Below are 14,058 nucleotides of genomic sequence, written 5' to 3'. Positions count from 1 at the left end.
CTGTCGGTTGGTCTGATAGTTTTTTATTTGTGTACCACTCCTTTGACCATATTTTCCCAGTATTTTAATGCCGAAAATAATATCTTCGTAAACTTACAAGTACAACTAATCTTATATTGTAACATTTTTATGTATTCAACATTTATTGTTGGATTTATTGTATGCTCGGGAAAGAAGACGTCTTATTAATCACCTATTTTATTGCGGTAATATTCTTATTGGTGTTATTCGTAGTTCTTTTCTTTATAGCTTTTCAAAAGAAAAAGAATAAGTTCTTGCTGGAGAGGTTAGAAGCCGAAAAGAAGTTTGAAAAAGAAATTGCCAATTCCCGTTTAGAGATTCAGGAACAGACATTGAAAAATATTGCGTGGGAACTCCACGACAATGTGGGGCAGTTGCTTTCGGTGGCAAATATTCAACTTAATATGTTGATGAATTCTTCGCCAACCCAATATCACAATCAGATAAAGGAAACTAAGGAGGTGATAGCTTCTTCCGTTACCGAAATACGATCTCTTTCTAAAATTTTAAACAGCGATGTGATTCAATCTAACGGATTGGTATCCTCCTTACGGGTTGAATTAGAGCGCTTTAACCGATTAAATTTTTTACAAGCCGAGCTTATTGTTGATGGAGAAGAAGTGGCTATAAATAGTGGAAACGAAATAATTATATTTAGGATTTTACAAGAATTTTTCTCCAATGTAATGAAGCACGCCAAAGCCAATAAATTATTCGTACATTTAAAATATCTTGAGAGTACACTTGAAATAACTGCGCAAGATGATGGGGTAGGATATGATTCCGGCAAAGTGCATGGCAATAGTGGAATGCACACTATGACAAGCAGAGCAGAGTTGTTGCGGGCAGATTTCAAAATAACATCTCAACTTGGAAAAGGAACAAACCTATATATAAAATATCCCTATGCCCACGACAAAATTCACTAAGGAGCATACAATTGCCATTGTAGACGACCACTTGCTTTTTGCAGGTTCTTTAGAAAAATTAATTGATTCATTTGATGGGTTTAAGGTATTGTACCATGTAAAAAATGGTGTCGAGCTCCAACAAAAGATAAAAAGCAATTCACAACTCCCGGATATTGTACTTCTAGACATAAATATGCCGGTTATGGATGGTTTTGAAACAGTGGAATGGCTCACTGAAAATCAACCTAGCATAATGGTGTTGGCACTTTCCATGGACGATGACGAACGGACCATCTTAAAAATGTTGAGAAGAGGAGCGAAGGGTTATTTGCTGAAAGACATTCACCCCGATAATTTGCAGGAAGCCTTACATGAAGTTATGGAAAAAGGGTACTACCATTCCGAAAAGGTTGCCAATACTTTATTACATTCTTTACAACCAGGTCTGTTAAATAATGAACTTGTATTAAAGGAGAATGAAATAACATTCTTGCAACTGGCCTGTAGCGAAATGACCTATAAGGAAATTGCCGGAATCATGAATTTAAGCCCGAAAACCATCGACGGCTATCGTCAGGATCTGTTTCAAAAGTTAAGTGTAAAAAACAGAGTAGGGCTTGTAATTTATGCTTTAAAAAACAACATTATCTCTATTTAAATACAGGCATTCCAAATAGGGTCGCTAGGAGGAGGTGCTATAATTGTTATTTCTTCTTTTTGTACAGGATGTACAAATTGTAATTTTCTTGCATGCAGGTGAATACTTCCGTCTTTATTACTTCTGTCGAATCCGTATTTTAAATCCCCTTTTACGGGACTGCCAATAGCTGTCAACTGACTCCGAATTTGGTGATGTCTACCCGTTTCCAGATTAATTTCAAGGAGAAAGTAAGAGTTTAATTCTTTGGTGACAGTATAACTTAAGATTGCCTTTTTGCTGTCCGGGACTTCTTTTGTATGGGCGTACGATTTGTTTTGCTTTGTATTGCGTTTCAGAAAATGGACCAGTTTATCTGTGACTTTGGGAGGGACATTTTTGACAACGGCCCAATAGGTTTTTTGCGTTTCCCTTTCTGAAAACAATTTATTTAATCTTGTAAGTGCTTTCGAAGTCCTTGCAAACATAACAATACCACTCGTAGGTCGATCAAGCCTGTGTACCACTCCTAAAAAAACGGCACCGGGCTTGTCGTATTTTTCGGCGATGTAAAGTTTTACAATTTCTGAAAGGGGATTGTCCCCGGTTTTATCACCCTGTACAATATCTCCCGGGCGTTTGTTGATGACAATCAAGTGATTGTCCTCATACAATACCTGAAGATTTTTGGAAGTACTTAGTGTTTTAATTATGAGTTAGTTTTCAGATTAAAAATTCCAATGCGGAAAATCAATATTGTTCCTTATCGGTTGGGAAATCCCCACTTTTAACATCGCTAATATATTGCTGAAAGGCAGTTGTCATTTCTGAATACAAATCCAAATAGCGTCTTAAGAACCGCGGATTAAACTCGTAAGTCATTCCCAGCATATCGTGCGTCACGAGAACCTGACCGTCTACACCGTTTCCTGCACCAATTCCAATGATAGGGATGGAGACACTTTGGGCGACTTCTTTAGCCAATTTAGCAGGGACTTTTTCCAAAACAATCCCAAAACAACCCGCTCTTTCTAATAATAAAGCATCTTCTTTTAGCGTCTCAGCTTCTTCTTCTTCTTTGGCACGAACAGTATAGGTTCCAAATTTATAGATGGACTGCGGGGTCAATCCCAAGTGGCCCATTACCGGAATTCCGGCATTTAATATACGTTTAATGGATTCTTTTATTTCTTTTCCGCCTTCCAATTTTACCGCATGAGCACCACTTTCTTTCATGATTCTGATGGCGGATCGCAAAGCTTCCTTAGGGTCACTTTGGTAACTTCCGAAGGGAAGATCCACAACCACCAGGCTGCGTTCGATGGCACGAATTACAGAAGCGGCATGGTAAATCATTTGATCCAATGTAATTGGGAGTGTAGTTTCGTGTCCGGCCATCACATTGGAAGCCGAATCACCTACTAGTATCACATCTACTCCGGCGCTGTCCACAATCTTCGCCATCGTAAAATCGTAAGCAGTAAGCATGGATATTTTTTCGCCTTTATTTTTCATATCGACCAAGGTCTTGGTGGTGATACGCTTGTATTCTTTTTTAGCTACCGACATATATTTTGTAACAATATGAGCCGTAAAAGTACTAATTTTGAAAATCAATCCTTATACATTCCGTTATGAAGTTCTATTTGTCTGTTTTCACGTTATTTTTATCTCTTGTCTCTTTTTCTCAAAATGGATTTACTGCAGTCGATGCCCGAAAGGTGGTCGATACATTCTTTGAAGGTTTTCACGAAGGGGATACCTTAAAAATGCGATCGGTTATGGTCACAAATGTTGCCATGCAGACGGCGTTTACTGATACCAATGGGAATGCAAAAATTAACGATGGGTCTGCATCAGACTTGCTTATGGCAATCGCAAAACGCCCGGCTACTCAAAAATGGGAGGAGCGAGTGTTAGATTATAACGTACAAATAGACGGAAATTTGGCGCATGTATGGACACCTTATCAGTTTTGGTTTAATGATGCTTTAAGTCATTGTGGCGCAAACGCTTTTACATTGGCCAAGACAGATGACGGATGGAAAATTGTGCATCTTATCGATTCCAGGCGAAAATCGGATTGTCAATAATTAGTCCGGTAACGGATACGATTCGGCAATTGTAGAATTGGAACCTTCATTATTCTTAAGAAATACAGGGGATTGTTCAAATAGAATTTTCACCTGATTCTCCCAGTCGTTAGCGATATCGAAATAACTCGAATTCACGACAGACATGATAATACCGCAGTCATTGCAGACATGTGTATTGTATTCCAAAAAGTAATGTCCGAATTCATGAAATGCGATAATTTTTAGGATTTGGGGATCGAGCATTGCCATCCAGTGAATAGCAATATTTTTCACAGTTCCGTTCGCATCACGTCTTAGCATGCCCAACGTAGCAGACTCATCTTCTGTATGCAAATCGTTAACAATATCAATTGTTTCAAGTTGGTCGAGTTTTTCTTGGTATTCGATGTTATGCGATTTACACAATGCAAAAAATTCAATAAGTAGCGGTTGTAGCCTTCCGTCTATATGAACTTCCTGAGCAGAAGCATTAAAACCATAAGCGAATACCAAAACACATAATAGAAATAGGGGCCTTTTCATACTATAGGAATTTATCTCGAAATGCTACATATAATAAATATGCATTTCAACGATAAATAAACGCACTTTATCGTTAATAAATACAATTTAATGTGTTAAAATGTTGATTTAGTTGAAAATACCTACAAAAAATAAAGAATAAGTTCGACTTATGGAGTTATACTAAAATTGAAAGATAGTTGGGAAGATTTAGCAATCACTCATATTAACCTGCACGGCAAGACCGCCTTCGCTGGTTTCTTTGTATTTGCTGGTCATGTCTTTTGCGGTTTCCCACATGGTGGCAATTACCTTGTCTAATGGTACTTTCGCCATACTTGGGTCCCCATCCAGAGCCATTTCGCAAGCATTGATCGCTTTGATAGCTCCCATGGCATTGCGTTCTATACAGGGTATTTGTACCAATCCTCCAATAGGATCGCAGGTAAGTCCTAAATGATGTTCCATCGCAATTTCACTGGCCATTTGTACCTGTGCAGGAGTACCGCCCATCAATTCGGTTAGTGCACCGGCCGCCATGGCTGAGGATACACCTATTTCGGCCTGACAACCGCCCATTGCGGCAGAAATGGTAGCTCCTTTTTTAAACAAACTGCCTATTTCGCCTGCCACGAGCATAAACTTGCGTACATCTTCAAAATTGGCATCGTGGTTTTCGATGACCATATAATACATCATCACTGACGGAATTACTCCTGCGCTACCGTTGGTAGGAGCAGTCACGACGCGCCCCAGTGAGGCATTCACTTCATTTACGGCAAGCGCAAAACACGAAACCCATTTTAAAATTTGGCGGAACTTCACTTCGGTACCGCGAATGGCTTCAACCCATTCTTCGGCATTTGTGTATTTGGCGTCACCAATAAGGTTTTTGTGCATATCGAATGCGCGCCGCTGTACATTAAGTCCGCCCGGAAGTTTGCCTTCGGTATGACACCCAACATACATAGAATCCAACATAATGTCCCAAATGGCTTTCAGGCCGTTGTTAATTTCGGCCTCACTGCGCAGGGAAAGTTCATTTTCTAATACAATTTCTGAAATGCTTTTCCCTTCCGCAGCACAATGCACCAGCAGATCGGTTGCTTTTTCGACCGGAAAGGGAAATTGAGCAAACTTTTCGAGCTTTTTCCTGGCACGTTTCCGTTCTTGTTGCACTACAAATCCGCCGCCAATAGAGTAATAAGTTTCTGAGACTTTTTTTCCGTCCAGAAGTGTTGCCCGAAAGGTGATTCCGTTGGGGTGGAATTCTAAGAATTTGCGATTGAATTTTATATGTTCCTTGGGTATAAAAGGCACTTCCAATTCGCTGTTCAGCTTCAATTTATTTTCTCCAGTTATAAAAGCAACTTCCTTGTCGATATTTTCTATAGGAAATGTAACGGGGTCGAATCCGCAAAGCCCCAACATTACAGCTACATCGGTTGCGTGTCCTTTACCTGTAAGGGATAAGGATCCGTACAAATCTATCGAAACCTCAGTAACAGAATTAAAATGACCTTTGTCTTTTAGCGCTTCAATCCAACGTCCTGCTGCGCGCCACGGTCCTAATGTGTGTGAACTGGACGGGCCCACACCAATTTTCAGCATATCGAAAACACTTATACTTTCCATAGAATTCTATCTGGAACAAATATAGGCTTCTATTTTTTCAACTTAAAAAATAGTTTCAATATTCGTATTTTTATCGGTATCGATATTAGTTTTACCTTATTATACAGAATTTGACAAATGTGTTACGATATCAAAGCAAGTCTGGAGGCTCAATTAAACAGGGCCAGAAGGAATAACGATTTGCAGGCAATTGCCGAGATTATGGAAAAATTGGTGCCGTTAACCGATTTGCCTATCTATCATACATCCGGATTTAGTCATCCCGAACTCCTTATTTATACCGACCGATCTCCCGATTTCCCTGAAGTGGCCACCTGGGGTCTTGTTCCGGAATGGATAAGGGATTCGGAACAACAAAAAAAAATCTGGAACAACACTTTAAATGCCAGAGGGGAAACAATTTTTGAAAAGCCGGCATTTCGCACTTCAGCCAAACACCATCGTTGCATTGTCTATATTGATGGTTTTTATGAACATCATCATTACGATGGGAAGACATATCCGTTTTATATTTTTCAAAAATCGGGAAAACCAATGGCATTGGCGGGGTTGTGGAGCGAATGGCACGATGAGGAAACGGGGGGTACGCTTACCACTTTTTCAATTGTAACTACGACAGGAAATCCGATGATGGGTAAAATTCATAATAATCTGAAATTAAAGGAACCGAGAATGCCGGTGATTCTTCCTGAAGCAATGGAAGATCCTTGGTTACAGCCGGTTCAAGACGAATTAGCTATACAAAGTATTAAAAATTTAATTCAGGAGTTACCTGAAGATGAATTGAAGGCCTATACGGTTGCCCGATTAAGAGGCAAGGAATACTTAGGTAATGTGGAAGAAATTTCCGAAAAAGTTGAGTACGCCGAATTACCTGAATTATAATACACTTACCGGTTTTATTGCAGTAGCTATTGTCTTCTATTCGCTAACAATGGAGGAGGTTCTCCTGTAAAAGGATTCCAACGGCTAATACTTTTAGCACCCATCCCCGATGCTTTGATAACGGCGCGGTCTCCGTAGCGTTCCCGCATCTTGTCCATGGCCTGATACAGATTAATAATTTTATCATTGTCGGCAAAGAGATCGATTTGCTGACCTCCTGCTACCAAATGACTAAAACGCACTCCTACGAGGCGTACCAATAATCTTCGCTGATATAATTTTTTATAGATTTCCATCACTACCGGCAGGATTTTATGATCGGCCGCACTATACGGAATTTGTTTTTGCTGGGTATAGGTTTGGAAATCGGAATACCGAATTTTTACGGTAACACATGCTGTAAGTTTATCGGCACGTCGTAGCTGATAAATAAGGTTTTCGGTCATGGCGGTGATAATACCTTCGAGTTTCCGAACATCGGTAGTGTCTTTTTCGAAGGTGCGCTCGGTGGAAATGGATTTTCGTTCGGTGTACTGTACTACCGGAGAATTGTCTATTCCGCTGGCTTTTTTCCAGATGGTTTCTCCGTTTTTGCCAAAGACGCGTTGCATCATTTCCAAAGGCATTTCCTGTATCGTTTTTATCTGTTTGATACCCAAATCGCATAATGAGCGGTAAGTGACTTCGCCCACCATTGGTATTTTTCGCACCGAAAGCGGAGAGAGGAAGGGTTTTTCGGTGCCTTTCAGTATTTGTATCTGGTTGTTGGGTTTGGCTTCGCCTGTCGCTATTTTCGATACTGTTTTGTTAGCCGAAAGTCCGAATGAGATTGGCAAGCCGGTTTCTTTAATAATGCGTGTACGTAGATTGGTGGCAAGTTGATGGCAGCCAAAAAATTTATCCATTCCGGTGAGGTCGATATAGAATTCATCTACCGACGTCTTTTCGTACAGGGGTACACTTTCCTTGATCACATCCGTAACCGTTTTTGAAAACTTGCTGTAGATTCCCGAGTTTCCTCTTAGCACAATGGCTTCGGGACATAATTGCTTTGCCAGTCGCATAGGCATGGCCGAATGTATCCCAAAGGCTCTGGCTTCGTAGCTACAGGAAGCCACTACACCGCGGTCACTGGTACCTCCAATTAGTATGGGTTTTCCATTGAGTTTGCTGTCCAATAAGCGTTCGCAGGACACAAAAAAGGTGTCCAGATCCATGTGGACAATGTGGCGGTTGTTGTTCATTGATTTGTAATTGTTCTCGATACAAATTTGAAGTTTGCTGTCGCACTTCAAATTCACTCGAACCGACATTGGGTTTTTTATATGGGCTGCGTAAAAATGTATTGAGAAAACTCAGGTTAACAGCTTTATTATTTAAAAATTTTCTTTTTAGATAGGTTTTGAAGCTTTTCATATTCGTTATTAATTAATGCTTCTTTTTTTGCCTGTGACCATTTTTTAATTTGTTTTTCAGCTTGTATTGCAATTGAAACCACAGTAAATTCAGCATAGAATACAATATACACAGGTCTTCGGGTAAATGTATATGAGTCTTTGTATTTCCCAACTTCATGTTCCTCAATTCTTTTACTTAGGTTAGATGTAATGCCTGTATAATAAGTGTCGTCTGAACATTTTAAGATGTATACATAATAGATTTTCATTATATGAGTTTTCTGTCACTTCGAGTGGTTTTTTACGCGGGATGCGTAAAAAATTGTATCGAGAAGCGACTGTTTTTTTTTATATCTGTTCTCGATACAAATTTGAAGCTTGCTGTCGCACTTCAAATTCACTCGAACTGACATTGGGTTTTTAATTGTTTTTCTATGTGTCTCTACTTTTCTGTCACTTCGAGTGGTTTTTTACGCGGGATGCGTAAAAAATTGTATCGAGAAGCGACTGTTTGTGTATATCTGTTCTCGATACAAATTTGAAGCTTGCTGTCGCACTTCAAATTCACTCGAACTAACATTATGCTCTGTGGCTAATAGGGACCCGGCGGTTAAAATTCTTAACTGAATTTGTCTGCAATCGCTTGTCGCTGTATCTGGGATCTTCAATAATAGGGTAGCGTATCATTTTCGTCACTTCAATAGAGATACAATCAAACTCTTCGATAACCTTTCCCGTTATTTTATAAATTCCCTTTCCTCTAAACCTGTATTTTTCGGCTACAGGAGGGAAGTGCACCGTATCTATAAAGTCGCCATCCCTGTCTATAAAGGTTCCAAAATACATCCTTTTCCCGTTGGAAGTAGCTGTGTTTTTAATTGTCACCAAATAGCCTTCTATTTCTACAATTGCACCTGCAAAATTGGATAAGTGTTTGGCACGCATCCTGCATCTGGAGGGAGCCAGTAGTAATTTAAAGGGGTTGCACAAAGGGAAACTGAGTAGTTCCATTTCATCAAATGCATCTTCAGCACGAGTGCTGGGAAGATCGGGAGTTTTGTAATTCATCTTTTCAGCTTTAAAAAGGGTTCGTATATGTTCGTCGAAACTCACTTTGTTAATCTTCATATAAGCTTCCCAAAGGAGTTCACGTTTGTTTCTTTCGGTACACCGAAAGGCATTGATCTTTATTAAAATATTAATCTGTTCTATAGAGATAGGCACCCGGTCTATAAAATCGTCCAGACTTAGGTAATACCCGTTTTTAGTACGTTCGTTTACAATGCGTTTTATTACTCTTGATTCCAAAGAATGCAAAAAACCAAACCCCAGATAGATAGCAGTTCCTTCAATAATTGTTTCGCCCCGGCTGTGGTTAATACAGGGCGCAAGAATTGCAGCACCATGCATACGCGCTTCGTGTACATAGAATTCGATACTGTAAAACCCACCGCCATTGTTAAGGGTAGCAACCATATATTCCAGTGGATAGTAGGCTTTTAAAAAAAGACTTTGGTAGCTTTCCACAGCATAGGATGCCGAGTGTCCTTTGGCAAAGGCATAGCCGGCAAAACTCTCTATTTGTCGCCAAACTTCTTTGGTGAGTTCTTCTCCTTTTCCGCTACTGTGACAATTGTCGAAAAATTGCTGCTTTACCTTTAAAAACTCTTCCCGGGAACGAAATTTTCCCGACATCCCTCTGCGTAGCATATCGGCCTCGCCCAAAGTGAGACCACCAAAATAATGTGCTACTTTAATCACATCTTCCTGATAGACCATTACCCCATAAGTTTCGGGCATAATATCCTGCATAACGGGGTGAGCATCTTTTCTTCTTTCGGGGAAGCGGTAGCGTAAAATATATTCCCGCATCATTCCCGACTTGGCCACTCCGGGACGAATAACCGAACTGGCCGCAACCAAACCCAGATAATCGTCTACCTGTAGTTTGCGCAATAGCATTCGCATGGCGGGAGATTCTACATAAAAGCAACCAATTGCCTTGGCATTCCGCAGCAGGTCTTTAATGCGCTCGTCCTGTTTAAATCGTTTGATGTCGTGAATATCGATAGGAGGTAGTTGAGGATGATTGTACCGAATTACCTCCACAGCGTCTTTGATTTTTCCCAGCCCACGCTGACTTAAAATATCGAATTTGTACAGTCCGATGTCTTCTGCAGCTACCATATCGAAATGAGTGGTTGGGAAGCCTTTGGGAGGCATAAAGGTGGCGGTGTAATAATGGATGGGCTTTTCGGAAATAAGGATACCGCCGGCATGAATCCCCAGATAGTTGGGAAACCCTTGAATATACTGGCCATACACCACAACCAATCGCGACAATTTGTCCAGAGTTTTAAAATTGTATTCCCCTTTGGAGAGCACATCTATTTCGGCTTTTGGCAATCCAAACACTTTTCCCAATTCCCGAACCGAAGCCTTGTATTTAAAGGTATTGTAAACGGTAAGCAGCGCTGTATTTTTAAACCTTCGGAACATAAACTGAGTGATATCATCCCGATCCTTCCATGAGAAGTCGATATCGAAGTCGGGCGGATTTTTGCGATACAGATTGATAAAACGTTCGAAGTAGAGATCGAGCTCGATAGGATCTACATCGGTGATGCGAAGCAGATAGGCGACCACGCTATTAGCACCACTTCCGCGACCTACATAAAAATAACCTTTGCTACGGGCGTATTTTAAAATTTTCCAATTGATTAAAAAGTAGGAAACAAACCCCTTCTCCTTGATAATTCCCAGTTCTTTCTGAATGCGATCCAAAACTGCATCGGAAGGAATACCGTACCGATAGGGGAGACCGGCGTAGGTGAGTTTTTTCAGCAAGCGAAAATCGAGCGTTTCACTATTTGTGTAGGAATGCTGATTGTTGGGAATTTCTTTACTAAAGTCGAAAGCAATCGTACAGCGTTCCAATAAGGCCTCTGTATTTTGAATAAGTTCCGGAAATTCCTGAAAGGTTTCTTTAAGTATTGCTGAAGAAATTAAAAGATCGGTTTCGCGTCCTTGTTCCGAAGGTGGAAGTTTACTCAGTAAAGTATTGTTATCGACCGCCCGAAGCAGACGATGGGTATTGAAATCTTTTTTGTTCTTAAAGGAAACAGTATGCAATACCACCAGCTTCTCTAAGTGATTGCGCCAGGGCGAGAATTTGAGTCGGTTAAGATCTTCGGCTCTCACTCCCAGAAATTCGTTTTCGGAAAGCGTTTCTCCTTTAAAGGCTGCAAAGGGATAGATAACAAAAGTATTGTGAAACGGTTGTGCCCTTTCCGGTATTTTTATTCCTGAATATAAAAAAGAAGACAGGTAGGTGTTTATCTGTAGAAATCCCTCATTGTTTTTCGCCAATAGAATGAACTGTTGTTGAGCCCCGTTGCGGAAATCGACACCCAGCACCGGGCGAATGTTGTGCTGTGGCGCCAGGCGTACAAAGTCCAGGCATGCCGAGGTATTGTTGATATCGGTAAGCGCCATACAAGGAATTTTTAAACCTTGTGCCAACTCCAGCAGGTCACGGGGTTTTATGGTGCCGTAGCGAAGACTGAAATAGGTATGTACATTGATAAACATAGTAACTTGGAAATAATCCAAATTTATGGAATATTTCCATACTAACAAAACCATGTGTTAAGAAATTATCAGATTTTTTAGGGGCCTGAAGAAAAGTGACCAGTGAAGGGTAAAGGGGAAGAGTGAAGCGTGAGATGATCAACCTATCCAACAACCCGCCCGTACCGAACGGTACGTTCGGGCGGGTCCTACAATCTAATACTCCAGATTCTGACAGTATGGCAGAATCATTTCACTGGCACAATCCTTGTCATATACACTTCGTAAATTAAAAATTGAATTAGTAAAACATATAATTATAACACTATGAGTAAAATAATTGGAATCGACTTAGGAACTACCAACTCGTGTGTCGCCGTAATGGAAGGTAGCGAGCCGACAGTAATTCCTAATGCCGAAGGAAAAAGAACAACACCTTCAGTAATTGCCTTTGTAGAAGGAGGTGAAATTAAAGTAGGGGATCCCGCCAAAAGACAGGCGGTAACCAATCCTACCAAAACCATTTCTTCTATTAAGCGTTTTATGGGGAATAAGTTCAGCGAATCTAAAAATGAAGCCGACCGTGCTGCCTTTAAAGTTGTAAAGGGAGATAACGATACACCACGTGTGGATATCGACGGACGTTTATATACACCACAGGAATTGAGTGCGATGGTACTTCAGAAAATGAAGAAGACCGCCGAAGATTACCTGGGACACGATGTTACCGAAGCGGTAATTACCGTTCCTGCTTATTTTAACGACAGTCAGAGACAGGCAACCAAAGAAGCCGGTGAGATTGCAGGTTTAAAAGTAAGACGTATCATCAATGAGCCTACTGCGGCTGCATTGGCATACGGAATGGATAAAAAAGGAACAGACCAAAAAATCGTAGTATTCGATTTTGGTGGAGGAACACATGACGTTTCTATCCTTGAATTGGGTGACGGTGTTTTTGAAGTACTGTCTACCGACGGAGATACACACTTAGGTGGGGACGATGTAGATCAGAAGATTATCAACTGGTTGGCGGACGAATTTGAAAAGGAAGAGTCTATGGATCTTAGAAAAGACCCAATGGCCTTACAACGTTTAAAAGAAGCTGCCGAAAAAGCGAAGATCGAATTGTCTTCAGCTGCACAAACCGAAATCAATTTGCCTTATGTTACGGCTACCGCTAGCGGACCAAAGCACTTGGTAAAAACATTGACCAAAGCAAAGTTTGAACAATTGATCGACGATTTGGTAAAACGCACCATCAAGCCATGTGAAACTGCCTTAAAAGCAGCAGGTCTTAAGAAAACCGATATCGATGAGATTATCTTAGTAGGAGGTTCAACACGTATTCCTGCAGTTCAGGAAGCGGTAGAGAAATTCTTCGGAAAAGCACCTAACAAAGGAGTAAATCCCGATGAGGTTGTAGCCGTTGGTGCTGCAATTCAAGGGGAGTATTGACCGGAGATGTAAAAGATGTATTGTTATTGGACGTTACACCACTTTCTCTTGGGATTGAAACCATGGGAAGTGTGATGACCAGATTGATTGATGCCAATACGACCATCCCAACAAAGAAATCGCAGATATTTTCCACTGCGGCCGACAATCAGCCGAGTGTTGAAATTCACGTATTGCAGGGAGAGCGTCCTATGGCGACCGACAATAAGACAATTGGTCGTTTCCACTTAGACGGAATTCCACCTGCACGAAGAGGAACACCTCAAATTGAAGTGACTTTCGATATCGATGCGAATGGTATTATTAAGGTAAGCGCTACGGACAAGGCTACAAACAAGTCGCAAGACATTCGTATTGAAGCTTCTTCAGGTTTGACCGAAGAAGAAATCAAGAAGATGAAAGCCGAAGCTGAAGCAAATGCCGAAGCCGATAAGTTGGTGAAGGAAAAAGCCGATAAGCTAAACGAAGCCGATGCGATGATCTTCCAGACGGAGAGTCAGTTGAAGGAATTTGGTGAAAAACTATCTGCCGATAAGAAGAAGCCTATCGAAGATGCTTTGGAAGAGCTGAAGAAAGCTTACGAAACCAAAGAAGTAGCGACCATACAACCTGCGTTAGATAAGATTAACGAGGCGTGGAAAACTGCTTCCGAAGAAATGTATAAGGCGCAAGCTGAATCACAACAAGGAGCTCCCGAGGGAGATGCAGGAAATGCATCCAGCAACGGACAAGAAGAAAACTCTGATGTTGAAGACGTAGATTTTGAAGAAGTGAAGTAAATTGTCACTTCGAGTGATTCGCCTTTGGCGAATTGTATCGAGAAGAGATATGCTGAGCGGTTGCTTCGGGATCTTTACGATGAGAAATAAAAAAGAATGCCCTGCATAAGCGGGGCATTTTTCGTTTTTGTTACAGATCGAGTTTCTAATTTCGAAACTACCCTTCGACTG

Annotated in this window: 11 protein-coding genes and 1 pseudogene; 5 read left to right on the top strand and 7 right to left on the bottom strand. The window is 40.8% G+C overall.

Annotated elements, in window-relative coordinates; all coding sequences use genetic code 11:
• The first annotated feature begins 161 nt into the window (after positions 1-161).
• Entirely contained in the window at positions 162-950 is a 789-nt protein-coding gene (locus tag ATE92_RS12875) for a sensor histidine kinase (RefSeq protein WP_100804098.1), read from the top strand.
• Positions 928-1,590: a response regulator transcription factor gene (locus ATE92_RS12870; protein ID WP_100804097.1), complete on the top strand. Its 663-nt coding sequence runs from the start codon at positions 928-930 to the stop codon at positions 1,588-1,590. The genes ATE92_RS12875 and ATE92_RS12870 overlap by 23 nt, the downstream gene beginning before the upstream one ends.
• Here ATE92_RS12870 and ATE92_RS12865 read toward each other — a convergent pair.
• Positions 1,587-2,279 carry an RluA family pseudouridine synthase gene (locus ATE92_RS12865; protein ID WP_100804096.1) on the bottom strand — a complete coding sequence of 231 codons (693 nt, stop codon included), beginning with the start codon at positions 2,277-2,279 and terminating at the stop codon, positions 1,587-1,589. The two genes, ATE92_RS12870 and ATE92_RS12865, sit on opposite strands and share 4 nt — an antisense overlap.
• Positions 2,280-2,319: 40 nt before the next feature.
• The gene (panB, locus tag ATE92_RS12860) at positions 2,320-3,138 is read right to left on the bottom strand and encodes a 3-methyl-2-oxobutanoate hydroxymethyltransferase (protein WP_100804095.1); all 819 of its coding nucleotides are present in this window, start codon (positions 3,136-3,138) and stop codon (positions 2,320-2,322) included.
• Positions 3,139-3,203: 65 nt separating this feature from the next.
• Here panB and ATE92_RS12855 point away from each other — a divergent pair, with 65 nt between their 5' ends.
• Positions 3,204-3,662, top strand: a complete 459-nt coding sequence (locus ATE92_RS12855) for a nuclear transport factor 2 family protein (RefSeq protein WP_100804094.1) — start codon at positions 3,204-3,206, stop codon at positions 3,660-3,662.
• Here the strand turns inward: ATE92_RS12855 and ATE92_RS12850 are convergent, their stop codons facing one another.
• Positions 3,663-4,187, bottom strand: coding sequence for a hypothetical protein (locus ATE92_RS12850; protein ID WP_100804093.1), 525 nt, complete (start codon positions 4,185-4,187; stop codon positions 3,663-3,665). It lies immediately after the preceding gene.
• A 189-nt stretch (positions 4,188-4,376) separates the two neighbouring features.
• Complete coding sequence (locus ATE92_RS12845; protein WP_100804092.1) at positions 4,377-5,801, bottom strand: L-serine ammonia-lyase; 1,425 nt, start codon at positions 5,799-5,801, stop codon at positions 4,377-4,379.
• Positions 5,802-5,918: 117 nt separating this feature from the next.
• On the opposite strand from ATE92_RS12845, the gene ATE92_RS12840 reads away from it, so the two are divergent.
• Positions 5,919-6,686 (top strand): SOS response-associated peptidase, encoded by a 768-nt coding sequence (locus tag ATE92_RS12840; protein ID WP_100804091.1) that lies wholly within the window; start codon positions 5,919-5,921, stop codon positions 6,684-6,686.
• 26 nt (positions 6,687-6,712) lie between these two features.
• Here ATE92_RS12840 and dinB read toward each other — a convergent pair whose 3' ends face one another.
• The 3 genes from dinB to ATE92_RS12825 form a co-directional block, all read right to left on the bottom strand.
• A complete protein-coding gene (gene dinB / locus ATE92_RS12835) occupies positions 6,713-7,930 on the bottom strand; it encodes a DNA polymerase IV (protein WP_100804090.1) in 1,218 nt (405 codons plus the stop codon).
• A gap of 128 nt (positions 7,931-8,058) precedes the next feature.
• Positions 8,059-8,352: a GIY-YIG nuclease family protein gene (locus ATE92_RS12830; RefSeq protein WP_100804089.1), complete on the bottom strand. Its 294-nt coding sequence runs from the start codon at positions 8,350-8,352 to the stop codon at positions 8,059-8,061.
• 310 nt (positions 8,353-8,662) lie between these two features.
• Positions 8,663-11,674 carry a DNA polymerase III subunit alpha gene (locus ATE92_RS12825; RefSeq protein WP_100804088.1) on the bottom strand — a complete coding sequence of 1,004 codons (3,012 nt, stop codon included), beginning with the start codon at positions 11,672-11,674 and terminating at the stop codon, positions 8,663-8,665.
• Between the two features lie 306 nt (positions 11,675-11,980).
• Here ATE92_RS12825 and dnaK point away from each other — a divergent pair.
• Positions 11,981-13,887, top strand: a pseudogene (gene dnaK / locus ATE92_RS12820) (molecular chaperone DnaK).
• The last annotated feature ends 171 nt before the right edge of the window (positions 13,888-14,058 follow it).

The organism is Ulvibacter sp. MAR_2010_11 (assembly GCF_002813135.1).
In the GTDB taxonomy this organism is placed as follows: domain Bacteria; phylum Bacteroidota; class Bacteroidia; order Flavobacteriales; family Flavobacteriaceae; genus Altibacter.
The sequence above is the reverse complement of the archived record's forward strand: the minus strand, read 5'-3'. Positions and strand labels throughout refer to the sequence as shown.